Annotated in this window: 19 protein-coding genes; 9 read left to right on the forward strand and 10 right to left on the reverse strand. The window is 70.4% G+C overall.

The window, feature by feature from the left end; all coding sequences use genetic code 11:
• Positions 1-86 precede the first annotated feature (86 nt).
• From H8F25_RS10665 to H8F25_RS10685, 5 genes are all read right to left on the reverse strand, one after another.
• On the reverse strand, positions 87-2,000 hold the full coding sequence (locus H8F25_RS10665) for a hypothetical protein (RefSeq protein ID WP_197210397.1): 1,914 nt from the start codon (positions 1,998-2,000) through the stop codon (positions 87-89).
• Positions 1,997-3,064 carry a hypothetical protein gene (locus tag H8F25_RS10670; protein ID WP_231596769.1) on the reverse strand — a complete coding sequence of 356 codons (1,068 nt, stop codon included), beginning with the start codon at positions 3,062-3,064 and terminating at the stop codon, positions 1,997-1,999. Before H8F25_RS10670 ends, H8F25_RS10665 begins: the two co-directional genes overlap by 4 nt.
• Positions 3,051-3,797: a hypothetical protein gene (locus tag H8F25_RS10675; RefSeq protein ID WP_197210399.1), complete on the reverse strand. Its 747-nt coding sequence runs from the start codon at positions 3,795-3,797 to the stop codon at positions 3,051-3,053. Before H8F25_RS10675 ends, H8F25_RS10670 begins: the two co-directional genes overlap by 14 nt.
• 145 nt (positions 3,798-3,942) lie before the next feature.
• The gene (locus H8F25_RS10680) at positions 3,943-4,284 is read right to left on the reverse strand and encodes a hypothetical protein (RefSeq protein ID WP_197210400.1); all 342 of its coding nucleotides are present in this window, start codon (positions 4,282-4,284) and stop codon (positions 3,943-3,945) included.
• Between the two features lie 56 nt (positions 4,285-4,340).
• Positions 4,341-4,955, reverse strand: coding sequence for a DUF3177 family protein (locus H8F25_RS10685; RefSeq protein WP_197210401.1), 615 nt, complete (start codon positions 4,953-4,955; stop codon positions 4,341-4,343).
• Positions 4,956-5,015: 60 nt separating this feature from the next.
• On the opposite strand from H8F25_RS10685, the gene H8F25_RS10690 reads away from it, so the two are divergent.
• From H8F25_RS10690 to H8F25_RS10705, 4 genes are all read left to right on the forward strand, one after another.
• Positions 5,016-6,308, forward strand: a complete 1,293-nt coding sequence (locus H8F25_RS10690) for an FIST N-terminal domain-containing protein (protein ID WP_197210402.1) — start codon at positions 5,016-5,018, stop codon at positions 6,306-6,308.
• 181 nt (positions 6,309-6,489) lie between these two features.
• Positions 6,490-7,200 carry a tRNA (guanosine(46)-N7)-methyltransferase TrmB gene (gene trmB, locus H8F25_RS10695; protein ID WP_197213731.1) on the forward strand — a complete coding sequence of 237 codons (711 nt, stop codon included), beginning with the start codon at positions 6,490-6,492 and terminating at the stop codon, positions 7,198-7,200.
• Positions 7,201-7,459: 259 nt separating this feature from the next.
• Positions 7,460-8,836: an IctB family putative bicarbonate transporter gene (locus tag H8F25_RS10700; RefSeq protein WP_197210403.1), complete on the forward strand. Its 1,377-nt coding sequence runs from the start codon at positions 7,460-7,462 to the stop codon at positions 8,834-8,836.
• Positions 8,829-9,971, forward strand: coding sequence for a BadF/BadG/BcrA/BcrD ATPase family protein (locus tag H8F25_RS10705; protein WP_197210404.1), 1,143 nt, complete (start codon positions 8,829-8,831; stop codon positions 9,969-9,971). Before H8F25_RS10700 ends, H8F25_RS10705 begins: the two co-directional genes overlap by 8 nt.
• 16 nt (positions 9,972-9,987) lie before the next feature.
• On the opposite strand, the gene glmM is transcribed toward H8F25_RS10705, so the two are convergent.
• Both glmM and H8F25_RS10715 read right to left on the reverse strand, forming a co-directional pair.
• Positions 9,988-11,367, reverse strand: coding sequence for a phosphoglucosamine mutase (glmM, locus tag H8F25_RS10710; RefSeq protein ID WP_197213733.1), 1,380 nt, complete (start codon positions 11,365-11,367; stop codon positions 9,988-9,990).
• A 105-nt stretch (positions 11,368-11,472) separates the two neighbouring features.
• Positions 11,473-11,742: a hypothetical protein gene (locus tag H8F25_RS10715; protein WP_231596770.1), complete on the reverse strand. Its 270-nt coding sequence runs from the start codon at positions 11,740-11,742 to the stop codon at positions 11,473-11,475.
• Between the two features lie 52 nt (positions 11,743-11,794).
• On the opposite strand from H8F25_RS10715, the gene H8F25_RS10720 reads away from it, so the two are divergent.
• On the forward strand, positions 11,795-13,783 hold the full coding sequence (locus H8F25_RS10720) for a lytic transglycosylase domain-containing protein (protein WP_231596771.1): 1,989 nt from the start codon (positions 11,795-11,797) through the stop codon (positions 13,781-13,783).
• A gap of 281 nt (positions 13,784-14,064) precedes the next feature.
• Here the strand turns inward: H8F25_RS10720 and H8F25_RS10725 are convergent, their stop codons facing one another.
• Together H8F25_RS10725 and H8F25_RS10730 are read right to left on the reverse strand one after the other, a co-directional pair.
• A complete protein-coding gene (locus H8F25_RS10725; protein WP_370525723.1) occupies positions 14,065-14,676 on the reverse strand; it encodes a hypothetical protein in 612 nt (203 codons plus the stop codon).
• Positions 14,676-15,086: an NIL domain-containing protein gene (locus tag H8F25_RS10730; protein ID WP_197210405.1), complete on the reverse strand. Its 411-nt coding sequence runs from the start codon at positions 15,084-15,086 to the stop codon at positions 14,676-14,678. The genes H8F25_RS10725 and H8F25_RS10730 overlap by 1 nt, the downstream gene beginning before the upstream one ends.
• A gap of 233 nt (positions 15,087-15,319) precedes the next feature.
• Between H8F25_RS10730 and H8F25_RS10735 the strand changes: the two genes are divergently transcribed.
• A complete protein-coding gene (locus H8F25_RS10735; RefSeq protein WP_197210406.1) occupies positions 15,320-15,916 on the forward strand; it encodes a thioredoxin domain-containing protein in 597 nt (198 codons plus the stop codon).
• A gap of 152 nt (positions 15,917-16,068) precedes the next feature.
• Positions 16,069-16,794 carry an FAD-dependent thymidylate synthase gene (thyX, locus tag H8F25_RS10740; RefSeq protein WP_197210407.1) on the forward strand — a complete coding sequence of 242 codons (726 nt, stop codon included), beginning with the start codon at positions 16,069-16,071 and terminating at the stop codon, positions 16,792-16,794.
• A 21-nt stretch (positions 16,795-16,815) separates the two neighbouring features.
• Here the strand turns inward: thyX and H8F25_RS10745 are convergent, their stop codons facing one another.
• Positions 16,816-17,298 carry a hypothetical protein gene (locus H8F25_RS10745; protein ID WP_231596772.1) on the reverse strand — a complete coding sequence of 161 codons (483 nt, stop codon included), beginning with the start codon at positions 17,296-17,298 and terminating at the stop codon, positions 16,816-16,818.
• Positions 17,299-17,421: 123 nt separating this feature from the next.
• Here H8F25_RS10745 and H8F25_RS10750 point away from each other — a divergent pair, with 123 nt between their 5' ends.
• Both H8F25_RS10750 and H8F25_RS10755 read left to right on the forward strand, forming a co-directional pair.
• The gene (locus H8F25_RS10750; RefSeq protein ID WP_197210408.1) at positions 17,422-18,396 is read left to right on the forward strand and encodes a DnaJ C-terminal domain-containing protein; all 975 of its coding nucleotides are present in this window, start codon (positions 17,422-17,424) and stop codon (positions 18,394-18,396) included.
• Between the two features lie 136 nt (positions 18,397-18,532).
• Positions 18,533-19,558: a hypothetical protein gene (locus tag H8F25_RS10755; protein ID WP_197210409.1), complete on the forward strand. Its 1,026-nt coding sequence runs from the start codon at positions 18,533-18,535 to the stop codon at positions 19,556-19,558.
• Positions 19,559-19,595: the final 37 nt, after the last annotated feature.

A 19,595-nucleotide genomic window follows, 5' to 3' on the forward strand; every position in this document is an offset into this window, starting at 1 on the left:
AGAGGAGGGGACTGGACAGCCGGTGGTCGGGGCGATTGTCACCGCGCCCACCGGGGCAGCGGTGCTCCATGGACCCCCAGTACGGCTCAGATCGGATCCACCAGTCCCTGGGCGATCTGCCGCAGGGCGGTGAGGCTGGGCAGGAAGAAATAGCCGCCACCGCGGCAGGTCACCGCGGTGGCGGGGCGCAGCACGAACGGTGGCCGGTCGCTCCCCTGGGGGGCGGCGATCATCAACTTGCTGCGCTGCTGCTCGGACGCGGCCACACCACTGATCGGACAGATGTCGTTGCCGGCGCCGAATTCGGAGCCGTAGTTCAGCCACTGCTGCTGAACGAATTCGAACTGGCGGGACAGGCTCGTGCACAGCGCCATGAACAGGGTCCCCCGCTCGCGACCGTCATCGCTGTAAGCCTCAGGGGGCGCATCGGCCGCGGCAGGGCGCCGCCAGGGTTCGCCATAGGTCATGCCGCGCCGCAGCATGCGCCGCCGGTTCGTCAGCACGGAACGGGCCTTTCGCCGCTCATTCACTCCGGCTTCATCGCCGATTGCGGGGTCGCCGCTGTCACGCGGATTGCTGCGGCGGATGTGGGAGGTGAAGGGGCAGCGTCCCCCCTCGCTGTCCTCGGGTTCGAAGCGGATGTCGCGGAACTGCCGCTTGAGCGCGGTCAGCTCCTGCTGCAGGGCCGGGTCGTGGCGGGCGGCGATCCGCAGCTCCTGGAACCGGCGCCGGAACTGCAGCCACTCCCCGTAGCTGGGAGCGACCACCAGGGGGGTGCCATCGGGCCAGCGGCCCACCAGCTTTGCCCGCAGCAGGGTCGCCGCCGCTTCACGGCCCGGGGCGTCGCCATCGACGGCGCTCCCCGGAGGATTGCGTTCCTCCAGCCAGGCCTGGAACGCCGGCAGCTGCTGGACGAGGGAGCGCTCGAACAGGGCCACATTCTGGTGCAGCTTGCGCACCACCAAAAAGGTTCCATTGCGGCTGAAGCTCAGCGGCACGGCCGCCGCCGGCAGTTCCTGCGCCTCATCCGGGTAGCCCAGCAGAAACTCGCCGGTGGCCAGGGGATGCCAGCCCGAGGCATCGAGGCGTCCCTGGCCGATCAGCTCATCATCCGCGTCTTCGGGTGGATGCTGACCGGCAAAGACGGGGTCGCCGATGCCATCGAAGAACCCGAAGTGTTCGTATTCGCCATAGCGAAGATCGTCAGGATTCCCCTGGTCCTGCGGGCTGTCAACCTCGGCCGGTGTGCTGTCCTCTGCGCGGCTGCGCAGCAGGGTTTCCATGAACTGCCAGCGTCGCTCCTCGCCGCCCTCTCCGCCCGAGGAGCCGTGGCCGCTCAGCAGCTCCAGACCATGGCGGCGGGCCATGCGGATGAGCAGTTCACTGCGCAGATTCAGGCGCTTCAAGGCCATGCGGCGCGCCTGCTCGAGGATCAGCGGGGGGTGGTAGCCGGCCTTGGGACGTTCCCTGCCGTCGGAGTGGGGCGCCATGGCCGGGTGGCTCTGATAGGCCTTGCGGAGCAGGCCGGCGATGTTGACCCTCAGAAGGATCAGCAGGTGGATCTCGGCGTCACCCGTCTCCTCGCACCAGACCCGATCCCACTGCTGCGGGTCATCGTGGAGCACGGCCGCGCGGGCGAGCATTCCCTCCTGGAAGTCCACCGGGAAGCCGTCCAGGGTGCTCTGCGGCACCCCGAACGCGGCCAGCCCGCGGGCGGTGAAGGCCACATTGATCGTCAGCGGCGGAGACTTGGGTAGCCGGTCGCCGCGGCCTTGATACCAGCCACGGGTGCGTTTGGAGCGCACCAGCCGGGAGGTGCTGATCTGGGGCAGCAGCGCCTCCAGAAAGCCAGGCGCCTCGGCTGCCGGCCGCTCGCCGGATCGCCTGCCGCCGCCCGGTCGCAGATGGAACAGCAGCAGGTTGCCCATCGGATAGGTGTTGCGTCCGTAGGGCAGCAGCACATGCCCCTGGATGTCGGCTCGGTCCAGAGACGCTGTCATGACTGCGTGCGGCCGCGGATGGAATGGATCTGTCCCGGGCGGAGGCTGGGGGCCTCGAGATCGTCGGGCTGCACGGCATGCAGAAAATCGCGGAAGTGGTGCCGCAGCGACGCGGGTCCGCTGGTGTCGCGGTTCTGCCAGGCTTCGGCCATCTCCAGGAAGGCGCTCTGCAGATACAACGCCTTGAGCACCGAGCGCAGATCGGTTCCCGGCTCCGCCGGACCGGGTCTGTTGCCCAGGCGCAGCAGCACCTGCCAGAGCAGGGGGATGGCCAGCCCCAGGCCCAGAGCCAGCCAGCCCAGCGCCGCCACGGGGTGGTGCACCACCAGCACGCTGAGGCTGATCACCACCACGATCGCGATCAACAACACTCCCGGCAGCCGTGCGGGTCGGCGCCTTTGTCCCTCCGGCGCCGGCGCCGGCTTCAGGGACCGGCGGTTGACCCTGGCGGCGGCCCAGCCGTAGGTGGAGTAGCTGAAGGTCGACTCGAGCTCATGCTCCACCAGCAGTGCGACGAATGACTTCTCCCGCTGCACCGGATCCCGCGTGAAGCCACGGCAGTGTCGGAGGATCAGCGTCCATTCCTGTTCGGTCGTCGACCACAGCTCGTGCAGATAGCGCTCGACGCTGGCGCGCTGTCCGTCGGGCGCATCGAAATCGAGGAGCACCAGCAGATAGGGCTGCGGCAGATGATCGACCTGATCACGCTCCGCGAACTGAAGCGCGGTCCATCCCATCCCCGCGAGGACATCGCGCAGCATGCCGATCGCGGTGTCGGGCTGCTGTCGGCCGTTGTAGGCGAGGTCATCGACCACCACCAGCCGGGCGAAGTGGGTGCGGGCGTTGCGGCTGAAGGGGACCGATCGGGCAGGAGCACCATCGCTCTGTGCCTCCCGGGCGGTCAGGGGGACATCGACCGTGCGCAGGCTGTCCAGCAGTTCGCGCAGGCTGTGGGACGCGGAGCGGGGCATGGGATGCCAGCGCCAGATCTCCGGATCGTCACCGTCCTGCCGGAGCGGGATCAGCGCGGTGAACTGGTAATAGCCCCGGTCAAAGCTCGGCATGGCTGGCGGCGGGGTGGTCGCTGCCGCCGGCCCGAACACGTGGCTGGAAGCCATGGCTGCCCTTCAGGGCCTCGAGGCGGGCGATGCGGTCGCGGCGGGCCTGGTTGAGAGCCTGAACTTCCGCGGCCACCTGCGGGGCTGGGCCAGGGGTGGGCAGGCGGTTCTGGAGCGTGCGCCACGCCGCGTGAAACCGTTCGCGGAACTGCTGTTCCCGGTCACGTTCCGACAGAGTCGCATCGGCCTCGAGAACGTCGAGATGGCGTGACAGGGTGTCGATGGCCTGCCGCACGTGAAAGGCGTGATGGATGTCGCGGACGGCGTGGCCTGGGGTGGCGTTGTAGTAATGGCCGGCATCAACCGTGTTGTGGTCGATGTAGTGCTTGAACGGACGGCTCGGCACGGATCGGGGGAAGCCCACTCCCTGATACCAGAGCAGATCGAGACTGCGGGCCAGGATGTCAGAGAACTCGTCGAGATAGGTGTCCCAGGTGTTGTTGAAGTTGCTCGCGAACAGCATGTAGCCGTGGCGAGTTCTCCAGCCCTTCGCTGCTCCGGGCCATCGGTCGCGCGGCAGGATCACCCAGCGGGCGAAATGGATGATGCGCATCTGATGCAGGGTGGACAGTGCACCCGGGAGGAGGCGCACCGCCGCGAAGATCAGCCTGTTGAGCCAGGTGAATCGCATCGGGCTGATGACGGTCAGCGCATAGGCCTTGCCGGCGAGATTGGACATGGCCTGCGATGGCTGCTCTTCGCCTTCACTCCGGCGGCAAGATAGGCGCACTCCCCGTGCGCGTCAGCTCCGTGGTCAGGCCCTGCCGTCGTGGCCGTTGCTGGCCGCGCGTGGTCCGACTTCGCTCGCGTCCGCCCACAGGCGTTCATTGCCAGGCGGAGGGGGACAGCAGTTCGTCCACGTGCATCGGTCCCGCCAGAGACGTTTCCGCCTCCGGGATCAGCGGTGCCTGCAGCAGTTCGGCGCTGTCGATCCGGCTGCCTTCCGGCAGGGCGGGCCTGTCCGGGTCGAAGGCGGTGGGATGGGTGGTGAGACTGGAGAAGCCGCGGAAGATCAACAGCTCGAAGGGTTTTGAGGCCTCTCCTGCCGGCAGGACGCCGCGCAGGCGGAGCACCCGGTCGGGACGGGCGCGACTGCGCTCCTCAAGCTCGCTCAGCAGAGCGGCGATGGAGGCCGGAACCTCGGTGCTGCGGTCGGGCTGATCCATGGCCGTGACGAAGACACGGGCGGACCGTAATCGTGGGGATGGCGCGGGTGCCGCCTTCAGAAGCCGCCGGCCACCCGTCCCTGGCGTGGCAGGCGCACCAGCAGCCACTGCAGCAGGCCCACCGCGTAGGCCACCAGCGCCACGTAGCCGACGAAGGCCGCGGCCGCCGGGGTCCAGTCCGCCCCGAAGATGAAGTCGAAGACCCGGTCCAGCGACGCGTTGAGCGTCTGGGGGGCCTCCAGCCAGCTGCGGCACGCCACGCTGCTGAGGCCGCCACCCAGGCAGGGCAGGGCCGTCAGGGCGAAGCCGCTGGTGAGCAGGGACACCAGCGTCAGGCTCCAGCGCCAGATGCGCACCGTCAGCGGCAGGGGGCGCCAGGGCGGCATGTCCGCCAGCTCCTCGTTGAGATCCACCCAGAACCACAGCGAGAGCAGGCTGAGCAACGGCGCGATCACCAGCAGGGGGTAGCCGATCGGCCGGCTGTCGACCAGCAGCAGCAGAGCGATCAGCATCAGGCTGGCGGTCTTCCAGTAAAGCGACAGCAGTCGCAGGAGCGCCGGTTCGCGCCGACGCACGCTCCAGATCAGCAGCACCAGGGGCAGGGCCACCGCGAACAGCACCCCCAGGCGCATATCCAGCCAGACCAGGGAGCGGTAGAGCAGATCCGGCACGGACGGGTGGTTCGGGAAGGCGCCATTATCCGTACACCCTCAGGGAGATAGGGTCCGCCCATGGCTGCCTTTCCCTCCTTTCCCTGGCTGGCGCGTCGTGATCGGCCGCCTGCCGGTCAGGCCTGGTGCCGCACGGCCCTGGCCCGTGAGATCTCCCTGGAGGAGGCGGTCCAGAGCGTGGCCCGGCAGCTCGCCGGCTGTGGCCCGGCCGATCTGGCGCTGGTGTTCGCTTCCGCCAGCTTCGCCAGCGATCTGCAGCGTCTGCTGCCGCTCCTGCGTCAGAAACTGCGCGCCGAGCACTGGCTGGGCTGCCTTGGTGGCGGCGTGGCCGGAACCGATGCCGATGGCACCCCCCATGAGCTCGAGCAGGAGCCAGCCCTTGTGGTGACGCTGCTGCGCCTGCCTGGGGCCGAACTGCATTCCTTCAGCCTCGACACCACCAACCTCCCCGATCTCGACGGGCCCGCCGAACTCTGGATCCAGCAGCTGGGCACTGACCCGGTGGCGGGCCAGTCGCTGCTGCTGTTCGTCGATCCCTCGGCAGCCGGCATCAACGACCTGATCAGCGGCCTCGACTACGCCTATCCCGGCGTCCCCAAGGTGGGTGGCATCGCCTGTCCCCACAGCGCCAGCCACGGTTCGCTGCTGTTCGGAGACGGAGTGGCCGCCGGAGCGGTCGGCTGTCTGATCGGCGGGGCCTGGCGGATCGAGCCGGTGCTGGCCCAGGGCTGCCGGCCGATCGGCCCGGTGCTCGAGGTGGAGCAGGCTCAGCGCAATGTGGTGCTGGAGGTGAGCGACGGCGAGCATCGCCGCAGCCCGGTGGCGGCTCTGCAGGCGATCCTGGTCGATCTCAGCCCGAGTGAGCGTGAACAGGTGCGCAACTCCCTGTTCCTCGGAGTGGGCCGCAGCGACTTCAGCCTGGCCAGCCTGAGCCAGGAGCCCGCCGCTTTTCTGGTGCGCAATCTCATCGGGGTCGACCCGCGCAACGGTGCCGTGGCGGTGGCCGAACGCATGCGCGTCGGTCAGAAGGTGCAGTTTCAGCTGCGCGACGGCGAGGCCTCGCGGCTGGAGGCCCGGCAGCTGCTCGCCGCCCTGGAGCAGCGTCTGGAGGAGCCGCCGCTGGCAGCCCTTCTGTTTGCCTGTCTCGGCCGCGGCCAGGGCCTCTACGGCGCCCCGGACGGTGATGTGAGTCTCTGCCGCGAGGCCTTCGCGTCAGTGCCGATCAGCGGTGTGTTCTGCAACGGCGAGATCGGCCCGGTGGGCGGCACCACCCATCTGCATGGCTACACGGCCAGCTGGGGCTTCCTGGTGCCGCGCAGCCCGGCCACTCCGGCGTTGCCCGCCGCCGTCTGATCGGTGGGGTTCCGGCCCGGAACCACGGGCCATGTGGATTCCGGGTCACCGATCCCTCGCGAATCAGGGTGGCGGCTGAGATGGACCTGGGCCATCGCTGGGATCGCCCGAGCCGCGCTGCTCACCCCTCCCTCTCCATCGCTCCGCCGCCGACTCACCTCTCGACCTTCCGCCCCTGATGGTGCGCCAGCACGTCAATCCCCTCAGTCGCTACCACCAGCTGCCGCGGCCCCTGCCGCCGCTGGTGGATCTGTTCGCTGATCCCACCCGGCCGCTCCACCTCGACATCGGCTGCGCCCGCGGCCGCTGTCTGCTGGAGCTGGCGCGCCGGCGGCCGCAGCGCAATCACCTCGGGGTGGAGATCCGCCGGCCCCTGGTGGTGGCCGCGGAGGCGGATCGTCAGGCCGAGGGGCTCGCCAACCTGCACTACCTGTTCTGCAACGCCAACGTCAGCCTCCAGGACTGGCTGGCGCAGCTGCCCGAGGGCCGGTTGGACCTGGTGTCGATTCAGTTCCCGGATCCCTGGTTCAAGAAGAAGCACCACAAGCGGCGGGTGCTGCAGCCGACGCTGCTGCTCAGTTTGGCGGCGGCCCTGGCCCCGGGCCGGGAGCTGTTTGTGCAGAGCGATGTGCCGGCCGTGATCGAGCCGATGGTGCAGCTGGTGGAGCTGAGCGGCTGTTTTGAGCGCCCCGCCGAGGACGCACGCCCCTGGCGCCTGAGCAACCCCCTGCCGGTGCCGACCGAGCGGGAGACCTACGTGCTCGACCAGGGACTGCCGGTGTATCGGGTGCTGTACCGGCGCAACACGCTGCCGCTGCCGTCGCTGGAGCGGCTCGAGCGGGCGCTGCAGGAGGCGGAGGCCGCCGGTCAGACGCTCACCGAACCGGTCTGACCGGGGAGCGCTGCGCCGTTCAACGGGTGGTGTGGCTCTGGCGCCCTTCGCGAAGGGCCATCCCGGCGGGTCTGGGCGTGCTCTCGCGTGGAGACTGCCTTCCCCGGAGCCGTCCGAGACCGGTCTGCCGCTGTCACTGCCGCGCACCTGGAGCAATGGCTCGGCCGCACCGATAATCCGGCAGATCCTCCTTCCCGGGCCGAGGGCATGCGCCCCAGGCGTGCCGGCAGGGAGGGGCCCTGGCCCTTCCACCCTCTCCATGTCCTCTCCCCCCTCCGCCACATCGCCACGGCTGTTCCCAACGCCATGGCTGCTGCGCTGGCAGGGGCTGCTGGCCTCCTGGCACGGGGGCTGGCTGGCGGAGCATCTGCCCCTGCTGGCCGGTTGGGTGCTGGTGGCGCTGATGGCCAGCCTTCCCGTGATCACCCGCGCCGGCCTGACGCTGCTGATCACGGCCTGCGGGTTGCTGTGGCTGTTGTGGGCTCTGCGCACCCCGCCGGGGCGGATCGGTGCCATCAACGCCTGGCTGCTGCTGGTGCTCGGCCTGGCGGTGCTGGCCACGGGCTTCTCGCCTGTTCCCCTCGCGGCCTTCAAGGGCCTGCTCAAGCTGGTGAGTTACCTGGGTGTCTACGCCCTGATGCGTCAGCTCCTGGCCAGCGCTCCGCTCTGGTGGGACAGGATCGCGGCGGCTCTCCTGGCGGGTGAGCTGCTCACCAGCGTCATCGGCATCCGCCAGCTCTATGCCGCCCCGGGCGCCCTGGCCCGCTGGTCGGATGCGAACTCCGTGGCCCAGGGCACGGTGCGCATCTACAGCACCCTCGACAACCCCAACCTGCTGGGGGGCTACCTGCTGCCGATCCTGCCGCTGGCCCTGGTGGCGTTGCTGCGCTGGCAGGGACGTCCCCAGCGGCTGTTCGCCCTGGTGTCGCTGGTGCTGGGGGTGGTGGCCCTGGTGCTCACCTACAGCCGCGGTGCCTGGATGGGGATGGTGGCCGGCCTGGGCACGCTGGCGTTGCTGCTGATCTGGCGGGCGATTCGCCACTGGCCCCTGTTCTGGCGCCGCACTCTGCCGGTGCTGCTCGTGCTCGGTGGTGCCGCGGTTCTGGTGGTGCTGGTCACCCAGGTGGAGCCGCTGCGGGTGCGGGTGATGAGCCTGGTGGCGGGCCGCGAGGACAGCTCCAACAATTTCCGCATGAACGTCTGGACGGCGGTGCTGGAGATGATTCAGGACCGCCCCTGGATCGGCATCGGCCCGGGCAACAGCGCCTTCAACCTGATCTATCCGCTTTACCAGCAGCCCAAGTTCAACGCCCTCAGCGCCTATTCGATTCCCCTGGAATGGACGGTCGAGGCGGGCATCCCGGGCCTGCTGGCGGGGGTGGGGCTGTTTCTGACCGCGGTGCGCACCGGTCTGGCCCAGTGGCGCTCCCATGGACCCCTGGTGCTGCCCAGCCTGGCGGCGGTGGCGGTGTTCGTGGCGCTGGCGATCCAGGGCCTCACCGACACGATCTTCTTCCGGCCGGAGGTGCAGCTCGTCGCCCTCTTCAGCCTCGCCACCGTGGCCGCCTCGGTGAGCGGCGTCGGGGCGAGCCGCCGTGAGGCGGAGGGGCCCCAGGGCACCGCGGCTGATGGCTGAGGCGATCGCGGGCTCCGGCCCTGGCCACTCCGGCCTTCAGGAGCCGGCCGCGGCGATCGGGCTCTCCCAGGCCGCTCTGATCGCCGGCTTCGACGCAGGCCAGACCCACACCACCTGCCGGCTCGCCGAGAAGCACAGCGGCCGGGTGCTGGCCGAGGGGGAGGGCCCCGGGGTCAGCCATCTGGCGGCGGCGGCGGGCGAGGAGCGCTTCCGTCAGGCCCTCATCGTCAGCCTGCGTGACGCCCTGCGGAGGCTCCACGGTGGCGGCAGCGCCGCTGACCGGAGTCCTGAGCCGATGGCATCGGGCGATCCGGGGGCCCCGGGGGAGAGGCTGTTCTGCCCCCGGCTGGGGGGCCATACCGGGGGGCCTGCCCTGCTGGCGGCGGCGGTGGGAGCCAGTGGCATTGAGCGGGACAGCGCCGTGGAGCTCAGGGGCCTGGCCCTCGCCGCGGAGGCGCTGGCTCTCGAACCGGGGCGACTGTGGGTCGGCGGGGATGAGCGCACGGCCCTGCGCGGCGCCTTCCCCGAAGGAGCTGGAATCATTGTGATCAGCGGCACCGGCACGATCGCCCTGGGTCGCGATGGCCAGGGCCGGGAGCACCGCTGCGCCGGCTGGGGCTGGCTGCTGGATGGTGCCGGCTCCGCCTTCGACATCGGCCGCGACGGTCTGGCCCTCACGCTCGAGATGGCCGATGGCCGCCAGCCGGATGGACCCCTGCGCCAGCGGCTCTGGCAGGCCCTGGATCTGGATCCCGCCGATGCCGGCGCGCCGCAGGCGATCAAGGCCCGGGCGGTGAGCGCCGGATTCGTGCCGTCCGGGCTGGCTGCTCTGGCGCCCCCGGTCGAGGAGGCCGCGGCGGCGGGCGATGGCGTCGCCCTGACGATCCTGCGGCGCCACGGCGAGGCCCTGGCGGAGTCGGTGGCGGCAGTGGCCCGGGCCCTGGATCTGATCGCCCCACCGGTGGCGGCCCTTGGGGGGGCGATCAGCCATCTGCCCCTGTTCCGCAGGCAGTTCGAGCAGGCACTGGCGGATCGGCTGCCTGGCGCCTGTCTCGGCGCACCGGCCGGAGACGCGGCCTGTGGGGCCCTGGCCATCGCCCGGGAGCTGGCGGAGGGAGTGCCCTCAGCGGGTTGAAGCCCTTCGGTTCAGGTCAGCCGGCCGCCCCCGGGGCCGCGTTCAACCAGCGTTCGGCGTCGGCGGCGAGGCTGCTGCACCAGTGCTCCACCTGCTCCATCTCGGCGGCCTCCACCATCACCCGCAGCAGCGGTTCGGTGCCGCTGGGGCGCACCAGCACCCGGCCGCTGCCGGCCATCGCCTGCTCCGCCTGCGTCACCGCTTCGCGCAGGGGTGCGCAGTCCTGCCAGCCCACCCGCTTCCGGCGGTCCGGCACCACCACGTTCACCAGCTTCTGCGGATAGGGCTGCCAGCTGCCGTCCATCCACTCAGCCAGGCTCTGGCCGCGGCCCTGCACCAGCGTGGCCACCTGCACCGCCGTGAGCAGGCCATCGCCGCTCATGCCGTGGCGCGCCGAGAGGATGTGACCCGACTGCTCGCCGCCGAGGCCGGCGCCGAGCTTCTCCATCGCCGCATGCACGTACTGATCGCCGACGGCGGTGCGCTCCAGCACGCCACCCGCGTCGGTCCAGGCCCGCTCGAAGCCGAGGTTCGACATCACCGTGGCCACGATGCGGTTCTCCGGCAGTTCGCCGGCCTGCATCAGGGCGGAACCCCAGAGGTAGAGGATCTGATCGCCATCCACCACCCGGCCGCGGCCGTCCACCGCCAGCATCCGGTCGGCGTCGCCGTCGAAGGCGAAGCCCATGGCGGCACCGGTCTCAAGCACCGCCTGACGCAGAGGCTCCAGGTGGGTGCTGCCGCAGCCCTGGTTGATGCGCTGCCCATCCGGGCTGCCGTGCAGCACGGTCAGATCGGCCCCCAGCTCGCGGAACACCGATTCGCCGCAGGCGGTGGCGGAGCCCCAGCAGAGATCGAGCACCACCCGGACGCCATCGAGGCGGCGGCCACCGGCGCTCTCGACGAGCGAGCGGCGATAGGTCTCGATCAGATCGGTGCGCCCCTGGCTGCTGCCCTCCCCGTGGAAGGCCGGCAACGGCCGCTCGCCCCGCAGCCCCGCCTCGATCGCCTGCTGCATCTGACGGCCGAGCTTGGAGCCGCCGTTGTCGAACACCTTGATGCCGTTGTCGTGGGGCGGGTTGTGGCTCGCCGACACCATCAGGCCACCGGCCGCCTGGTGGCGTCGGATCGTGCCGGGCACCGCCGGCGTCGGGCAGAGGCCCAGATCCCACACCTCGCGGCCGGCGGCGGTGAGGCCGGCGGTGAGGGCCGCCATCAGCATCGGGCCGCTGCTGCGGGAATCGCTGCCGATCACCACCGGCCCGTCCGGAGGCAGCACCAGGCCGCACCAGTAGCCGAGCTGCAGGGCCAGTGCCGGTGTGATCGTGCTGCCCACCCGGCCGCGGATGCCGTCGGTGCCGAAGCCCGTGACGGATTCCCCCAGGGCGGGCCCGATCGGCGAGGCTGTGGCGGCAGCGGGCGAGGACGCCGGCGTCGTGGTGGGAACCCCTGCTGAGCTGCCGTTCACCCTGCCCCTGCCCCCGATGGATGGGGCGTCAGGCTACGCGGAGCGCTGCGGCCACCAGAGCCAGCCCACGAGCTCGCCGATCGCCCAGAGCAGCAGCAGCCCCACGCACCAGCCAGGCAGCCACTGAAACGGCGGCCAGGGCCGCAGCAGGACGGTCGCGGCCGCCAGCAGCCAGGCGATCAGCAACCTGCGGCGTTGTCCGGCTCCGGGCAGCACGCTCCCGGACGGCGCGCGGCGCCACCGCAGCAGCGGCAGTAGCCTGCGGCCTCCATCGGCGCGCCGTGCGGGGGGGAGGCCGGCCAAGGGGATAAGGCGAGTCAGTACCCAGAATGCTGCCATTGCCGCATGCCGGTCCTTGATCCGTCTGCCGCGCCTGTTGGCGGTCTCCTGTCTGGGAACGTTTGGGGTGCTGCTGGCCGGGTGGGGGCTGCTGGGCCTGCGCCCTGCCCTGACTCCCCTCACCCCCGTCACCGGCCTGGAGCGGGTGCGGCGCTTCTCCGTCGATCCGGTGCGGCGGCGTGAGGCGAGCCTGCTGCTGGCCGCCCGCCCGGAGGCCCTGGCCGATCCACGCCTGCAGCGTCGGCTTCTGCGTCACCAGGGCTGGGGGCCCGATCCCCTTGCCGCGCTGGTGCTCAAGCGGGATGCCCGTGCTGCCGAACGGCTGCAGCGCGATCCCCAGGCCGCTGCTCAGTGGCGGAGCCTGCTGCGCCGCTTCCCGCAGGATCCGGCCAGCGCCGATGCCCTCTACAGCCTGGGCCGGCAGTCGTCGACGCTGCGCACCGAGCTGCTGCGGCGTTTCCCGGCCCATCCCGCCGCCCTGGCCGCGGCGCTGGAGGCCGGCCCGTCGGCCCCGGCCCGCCTGGCCGGTCTGCTGCATCTGGCCCGCTGGGGTGCCCGCTGGCCCGGGGCGGAGGAGCGCCTGCGCCAGGCCTGCCTCCAGGGACCGCTGACACCGGCTGACCGGGGTGTGGTGGCCTCGGCCCTGGCGGAACTGGGGGATGGCGAAACCGCTCTGGCCTGTCTCAGGCCTCAGGCCTCCCTGACTCCCCAGGGGAGCCTGGCCCTGGCCCGTGGCCTGCTCCGCGCCGGACCTGAACGCCGGTCTCAGGCCCTTGCCCTGCTCGTGCAGCTCGCGGGCGGCTCAGGTCCGGAGGCGGAGGAGGCGGTGCGGCTTCTGGCCATCCAGGAGGGTGACGGCGTTGAGGAGGCGATCGCCCGCCTGCCGCGGCGCTGGCGTGACAGTGCGCCGCTGGCGGCCAGGTGGGCTCTGGCCGGGCCGGACGATCGGGCGGCGCTGGAGGCGCTGCGGCGCTGGCCGAAGGATCCGGCCATCTGGGATCTGCAGTGGGAGCGCAGCCGCATCCATCTGCTGGCGGGGCAGTGGGCGGCGGCGCGGACGCTGCTTCAGGCGCTGGAGCCGGATCGCCTGCCGCCTCCCCTGGCGGCGCGGCAGCTGTTCTGGCTGGGCTACGCCCAGCAGCAGCTGGGCCAGAGTGATGAGGCCCGCGCCCGCTGGCGGCAGCTGAGCCAGCGCCACCCGGGTGGCTACTACGGCTGGCGTGCTGCGGTGCGCCTCGATCAGGGCGATCTGGCGATGCGGTCCCCGGCCACGCAGGCCCCCGCAGAACCGGCCTGGCACCCGTTGAACAGCGGTGACCCCGCATTGGATCGCCTGTGGCGCCTCGATCAGCGCGATGAGGCCTGGGAGGCCTGGCGCAGCGGCCGCCGCGGCCGGACACCGCGTCAGCCCCTGGAGCTGGCGCTGGAGGGAAGACTGCGGCAGGGCGTCGGTGATGACTGGACCGGCATGGCCCAGCTGGAGCGGGCCCAGCTGGGCCTGCCGCCCGATCAGTGCGCCCTCGAGACCCAGCTGGAGCGCGCCCTGCATCCACGCCGCTTCGGCGAGCACTTCGGCCGCGCGGCAGATCAGCATGGCCTGAACCCTGCCCTGCTGCTTGGTGTGGCCAAGCAGGAGTCGCGCTTCACCCCCGGAGTCCGATCGGTGGTGGGGGCGGTGGGGCTGATGCAGCTGATGCCCGAGACCGCCGCTGAGCTCGCCGGCCGGTCTCTCAGCGGCAGCGAGCTGGAGGATCCCGCGCGCAACACCGACCTGGGCAGCCTCTATCTGCGCCGTCTGCTGGAGCAGTGGCAGGGTGATCCACTGCTCACGGTCGCCAGCTACAACGCCGGTCCGGGGGCCACGGCCGGCTGGATCAACCCGCGGCTGCGCCAGGCCCCGGAGCTCTGGGTGGAGGCGATTCCCTACCCCGAGACGCGCCTCTACGTGAAGAAGGTGCTGGGCAACGCCTGGAGCTATCAGCAGGGCCGCCTGCCGGGGTGCTGAGCCAGAGGGGGGAGCCTGTGCAGGCCTGCGCAGCCGGAGCCCTGCAGCGGCAGCGAGTCGGCTGAAGGGGAGTGGCGAGCGGCTGGGGCGAGTCCGTTGCGCCAGGGCCGGCATCAGGGCTGTCGGCCCGTTGGCACAGCAGCAATGGCACGTGGAACGGAATGCGCGACAGGGACGGGCTCGAACCCCTCGAAGCCAGGCCTTGATTCCGCTGGATCTCCCGTCTTCACCAGCTCATCGGACGACTGCCCCGCCGGTGATTCAGACGCCGCCAGCGCCGTTCAGAGTGCTGGCCCCGGGGGGGCGTTGCCGGGCAGGTGCGGGATGGCGCGATCGGGTTCACGCCGGGTCCGGCTGCGGACCGGACGTCGATCGACAGCGGCAGGGGTCCGGGTCGGCTGCGGCACGTTCACATAGGGCCTGATCTGCAGTTCGAGGGCACGGCCGAGGGTGATGCCCCCGAGCACCAGCACGCAGAGGATCAGCGTCATCACGAACGGTGGTGGCACCACCCTCAGGCGCACCAGATCCAGGCGTGCCAGCAGAACGCTGGAGGACAGGATCAGCACGTTGGAGAGCACCTCCAGATGCAGCAGATAGAGGCCACCGGTCACCACCAGCAGCAGGGTGATCACCAGACTGGCCACGCGACTGGCGGCCATGATTGAAGAGAGGCGCCGCAGCAGCAGGTCGGGCATGGTGCACACCACCACCACCACCAGCGCCTGAAGGCATTCCGCCGACCAGATCAGATGGGTGACGCCCCCTATGCCCGCATCGGCCCAGGAGCCTGGGCGGCTCCAGTGCAGGCCGAGGTAGGTGCTCACCAGCAGCAGGAGCAGCACCATCGGTGCCCGCAGGGGAAGCAGGATCAGGTTCAGCACGGTCGTCATCAGCTCTCCAGCACCAGTGAGATGGCCTCCAGAGGGCAGCTCGGGATGCACTGTTCGCACACCAGGCAGCGGGGGGCGTCGAAGCGCAGGCGCTGGCTGGCGCTCTCGAAGCGCAGGGCACCGCTGGGACAGATGCTGGCGCAGATGCCGCAGTCGATGCAGTGCTCCGGATCGATGCGGATCTCGCCGGGCACCCGGTCGAGCCTCAGGCCCTGACGCTCCATCCAGAGCTCGGCGGCGTCGAGTTCGTCGATGTCGCCGGAGAGCTCCACCACCATCGTGCCGCTCTGGTTGGGGGCGATCTGGGCGCGCAGGATCTTGGCGGCGATATCGAAATCGACGGCGAGCCGGTAGGTGATCGGCAGATGCACCGATTCCCGCGGGAAATGCACTGTGAGCCGCCGTTTCACCTCGACCTTTCGCTTGCCTGGAAGCTAGCAATGGTGATCGGTTCCCTCCCGGCCCGGCGTGCGGCGGCCTCAAGGGTCACGAGGCCGCGACGCACCTGAGGTGCCTCCGAGGTGGCACCTCAGGGTTTGCGACGCAGGCCTCTCCGCCGCCGAGTGAGGCGGCACGGGGCCGCGGCCGGCCGCTCAGCGCTGTCAGAGTGCCCGTTCCATTCCTCTGATCAGGCGCTTTCGTCATGACGCCGTCCCCGCCGGATCCCGCTGCGCTGTCCTCCCCGTCCGGGCCGCGGCCGGCCTCAGGCGCCATGGGCCGCACCGAGCGGATGGTGCTGGCGGCCGTGGCCGCCCTGCTGGCGCTGCTGCTCCTCTGGCTGCGGGGAGGGCTGCATCCGGAGGCGCCGCTGGAGCGCCTGGCCCGTCAATCGCCTGATCTGGCGGTGGCCCTGGCCAATGGGCGTCCCACGCTGGTGGAGTTCTATGCCGACTGGTGCGAGGCCTGCCGGGCGATGGCGCCGGCGATGGATCGGCTCGAGCAGCAGCACCGCGGCGAGCTGGATGTGGTGCTGCTCAATGTGGAGAACCCTCGCTGGCAGGCGGAGGTGGAGCGCTTCGAGGTGAACGGCATTCCCCAGCTGGAGCTGTTCGATGCCGCCGGCCAGCCGGTGGGCCGCTCGATCGGCGCCCGCAGCGCCACCGAGCTCGCGTCATTGACCACGGCGCTGCTGCAGGGTGAGCCGCTGCCGCAGCTGCCCGGTGTGGGCGCCACCAGCCGCCTGCCGGCCAGTGTTCCCGCCGCCGTCGCCACCCAGGCGGGTCCCCGCAGCCACGGCTGATCCGGCCGGCTCCCGCTGCGTCAGCAAGGACGAGCCCTCGCCGGTCCGCCGACACGGCACGGATGCCTGCCCATGCGCCGGAGGGGACGCGGTGCCATCGTTGGGCGGCCAGGGCCTGCCCTTTCCCCCGCATCGCTCCTGCCTCGACTTCCATGGATCCCCGCTTCCGGGTCGACCTGATCGCCGCCACCCCCAACCCTCAGCAGTGCGTCTATGCCGCGATGCACCAGGACTACAGCGAGGGCTTCGTGGCGGCCGATCGCGACGACTGGCCCGATGAGCAGCGGGCCGGTGAGATCTGCGTCAAGCGGCTGCTGGCGGGGGAGCGGGGCCACTACGGCCCGCTGGAGCATGCGCAGATCGTGCTCAATGTCGGCTGGTTTCCCCATTCGGTGATGCAGCAGGCCCGCACCCATCGGGTGGGTGTGAGCTTCGATGTGCAGTCGATGCGGTACACGGGCGACCGGATCCGCAAGGCCGCCAACGGCGAACTGGATCTGGAGGAGGTCTTCTACCTGCGGCCCGTGGGCAGCTACAGCGACCGCCAGGGCAAGAAGTATCAGTATGACGAAGGCCAGCGGGCCATCGATCTGCAGCTCTGCCGGTCTGCCGCCGAGCGCTACCGCGACCTGCTCGATGCCGGCTATGCCGAGGAGCATGCCCGCGGCATCCTGCCCTTCGATTACCGCCAGCACTTCGTCGTGAGCTTCAGCCTGCGGGCGCTTCTGCATTTCCTCGATCTGCGCGCCAAGCTCGATGCGCAGCAGGAGATCCGCGCCCTCTGCGATCTGCTCTGGCCGCATCTGCAGGCCTGGACACCGGAGTTCGCTGACTGGTACGAGAAGAGCCGCCTGCATCGGGCCCGGCTGGCGCCCTGAGGCCCACCGGCCGGGGCCGGATCACAGACCGGGCTTGGCGTCGCTGAAGCTGGTGGGCCCATTGAACTGCGTCCAGACAGCCAGCTCCTGCAGGCTCTGCACGCCGACGCGGCGCTCATTGCCCATCACCCAGGTGGGATAGGCCAGCACGTCGGCCGCGCTGCAGGCCTGGGCGCCGGCGGCGTCCTTGGCGCACTCCACATAGGGCAGTCGATTGCCGGCCTGCTCCCCGAAGAGCACCTTCTGTTTGAAGCAGTGCACACACCAGAAGGCGCCGTAGAAGACCACGCCCTTGTTGCGCAGGTGCTCGACGAGCGCGATCTGATCCGGGGTGGAGGGGCCGAAGGCCTTGCCGAGACTGGAGGTGGTGCTGGCGGGGGTGGCTGCGCCAGCAGCCTGATCCACCGGGGGGCCGCCGGCGTGAGCGGGAGCGCCGCCCGCCCCGAGCAGCAGGCCCGCCACTGCCAGGGCCAGCGTCATCGGTGAGCGGGCGTGGAAGGACATCGGGCCGGTCGGGAACACTCCGGCGCGACTCTAGAAGCGGCGTCCCGTTCGGCCTTCCGCCCTCCGCCGCGCCCCTGGATGGCCGCCTGAGGCTGAGACAATGCACCCACAGGGCGAACGTTGATGGCTGCCAACGGTTACCGCGACTACTTCAAGGTGCTCGGAGTGGAGCGCGGTGCCGACGCCGACGCGATCAAGCGCGCCTTCCGGCGCCTGGCACGGCAGTACCACCCTGACGTGAACCCCGGCGACAAGGATGCTGAGGCTCGTTTCAAGGAGGTCAGCGAGGCCTACGAGGTGCTCTCGGATCCCGACAAGCGGCGTCGCTACGAGCAGTTCGGGCAGTACTGGAACCAGGTCGGCGGTCCCGGAGGCGGCGCCGGGGTTGATGTCGACTTCGGCCGCTACGGCAACTTCGACGACTTCATCAACGACCTGCTGGGCCGCTTCGGTGGTCCCGGCGGCGGTGGCTTCGCCGGCTCTCCGGACGGGTTCGGCTTCGGCAGCGGCTTCCCCGGCGGGTTCTCCGGCTTCGGTGGCCCCGGTCCGGCGCGGCCGGTGAATCTCGACGCCGAGGCCACCCTCAGTCTCAGCTACACCGACGCCTTCCGCGGCTGCGAGCGCACCCTGGCCGTCAACGAGGAGCGGGTGCAGGTGCGCATCCCCGCCGGCGTCAAGGACGGGAGCCGTCTGCGGCTCAAGGGAAAGGGCAACCTTCAGCCCGGCACCGGCCGGCGCGGTGACCTCTATCTCACCCTCAAGCTGCAGCCCCATCCCATCTGGCGGCTCGATGGCGACCAGCTCCGCGCCGAGCTGCCCCTCAGCCTCGATGAACTGGCCCTCGGTGGCGATGTGCGGGTCGCCACTCCCGATGGGGAAGCCACCGTGCAGGTGCCCCCCGGCATGAGCCTTGGCCGCAGCCTGCGGCTCAAGGGCAAGGGCTGGCCCCTGCGGGATGGCCGTGGTGATCTGTTGCTCACGCCCACCCTCCGGCTGCCCCAGGCCCTCAGTGAGCAGGAGCGCCAGCTGCTGGAGCAGCTGCGCCAGGCACGCAGCGCCGATCCACGGGAGGGCTGGGCGGCCGCGGCGCGTCTCTGAAGGCGCTTGCCTCCACCCGTGCAGACTGGCGGGCCCTGATTGCAGGCGGTCGATGGAACGAGCACGGCGGTCATGGCGCCTGGGTCGCTGCGTTCTGGGCCGGCTGCTCCTGTCGCTCGTCCTGAGCCTCTGCCTGATGGGTTTCGCCCCTGCGGCTCAGGCGTTACCGACGGCGCGTGCCGAGTCAGCGGCTGCCGCGGCGCCCGCCACACCGGACGATCCCCTGACGGTGCGGGTGGGGCTGCATGTGCGCAACATCTATGGCCTGTCCCTGCACGAGCAGACCTTCAAGGCGGATGGCTGGTACTGGCTGAAGGTGCCGCCGGCGGTGCTGGCGCTGATGAACAGCCGTGGGATCAGCCCCAAGGACATGGTGGAGTTCGTCAACCAGGTGGACAACTGGGATGGGCTGATCGAGCTGCTCGACGAGGAGCAGCCACCGCTGCAGGACGGGTCGCGTCTGTTCTCCTTTCGCTTTGCAGCCAACTTCTATGTCAATGAGATCGATCAGCGCCGCTCCCCGTTCGAGTCGATCCGGCTGCCGCTGATTCTCGAAACCGATGCCGACTCCTTCGCCGATCCGGCCTCGCGGGTCCGGCTTCTGCCGGAGTCCGGCAGCCGCGGGCTGCTGGGGGATTACAGCAGCATCTACGGCTATCAGCTGCGCGGGGTGCGGGTACGGGCGGCCGATCACGCCTATCCCACCGCCTTCGGCAAGGATTCGGATCAGACCTACAGCCGCGTCGAGATCTGGGTGGAGTACAGCCCCGATCCCTGGGCGATGTTCACCCAGTGGATCCTGCCCCTTCTGCTGGTGATGTGCCTGGTGCTGCTGGCGCCGACCCTTGAGGGCACGCTGGGGGACGCCAGGCTGGCCATTCCGCCCACGGCGCTGCTGACGCTGGTGTTCATGCAGCAGTCCTACAAGGCGGAGATGCCACCCACCTCCTATCTCACCTTCCTCGATCAGCTCTTCATCTATGGCTACGTCGTCTCGGTGGGGCTGTTCGTGCTGTTCCTCTGGGGCAGCAACCAGATGGAGGCGGCCAGCGAGGATCAGCGCGAGCGGGTGATGCGACGCATCAACCGCGTCGATGTCCGCTCTCAGGTCGCGGCGCTGATCGGTTTCGTCCTGGTGGCCCTGATCGCCTGGTACCGATGAGCCAGGCCTGCACTGGTCCGTAGGATCCGGCCAGACC

Origin of the sequence: Synechococcus sp. CBW1004, assembly GCF_015840715.1 — a bacterium.
In the GTDB taxonomy this organism is placed as follows: Bacteria; Cyanobacteriota; Cyanobacteriia; order PCC-6307; family Cyanobiaceae; genus Cyanobium.

Excerpts from the sequence above, each read along its gene's own strand:
- H8F25_RS10690 (WP_197210402.1), top strand. The coding sequence starts at position 5,016 with ATGGCTGCCTTTCCCTCCTTTCCCTGGCTGGCGCGTCGTGATCGGCCG.
- H8F25_RS10705 (WP_197210404.1), top strand. The coding sequence starts at position 8,829 with ATGGCTGAGGCGATCGCGGGCTCCGGCCCTGGCCACTCCGGCCTTCAG.
- H8F25_RS10735 (WP_197210406.1), top strand. The coding sequence starts at position 15,320 with ATGACGCCGTCCCCGCCGGATCCCGCTGCGCTGTCCTCCCCGTCCGGG.
- H8F25_RS10755 (WP_197210409.1), top strand. The coding sequence starts at position 18,533 with ATGGGTTTCGCCCCTGCGGCTCAGGCGTTACCGACGGCGCGTGCCGAG.
- H8F25_RS10750 (WP_197210408.1), top strand. The coding sequence starts at position 17,422 with ATGGCTGCCAACGGTTACCGCGACTACTTCAAGGTGCTCGGAGTGGAG.
- thyX (WP_197210407.1), top strand. The coding sequence starts at position 16,069 with ATGGATCCCCGCTTCCGGGTCGACCTGATCGCCGCCACCCCCAACCCT.
- H8F25_RS10670 (WP_231596769.1), bottom strand. The coding sequence starts at position 3,064 with ATGCCGAGCTTTGACCGGGGCTATTACCAGTTCACCGCGCTGATCCCG.
- H8F25_RS10700 (WP_197210403.1), top strand. The coding sequence starts at position 7,460 with ATGTCCTCTCCCCCCTCCGCCACATCGCCACGGCTGTTCCCAACGCCA.
- H8F25_RS10725 (WP_370525723.1), bottom strand. The coding sequence starts at position 14,676 with ATGACGACCGTGCTGAACCTGATCCTGCTTCCCCTGCGGGCACCGATG.
- H8F25_RS10665 (WP_197210397.1), bottom strand. The coding sequence starts at position 2,000 with ATGACAGCGTCTCTGGACCGAGCCGACATCCAGGGGCATGTGCTGCTG.
- H8F25_RS10680 (WP_197210400.1), bottom strand. The coding sequence starts at position 4,284 with ATGGATCAGCCCGACCGCAGCACCGAGGTTCCGGCCTCCATCGCCGCT.
- H8F25_RS10745 (WP_231596772.1), bottom strand. The coding sequence starts at position 17,298 with ATGTCCTTCCACGCCCGCTCACCGATGACGCTGGCCCTGGCAGTGGCG.
- H8F25_RS10675 (WP_197210399.1), bottom strand. The coding sequence starts at position 3,797 with ATGTCCAATCTCGCCGGCAAGGCCTATGCGCTGACCGTCATCAGCCCG.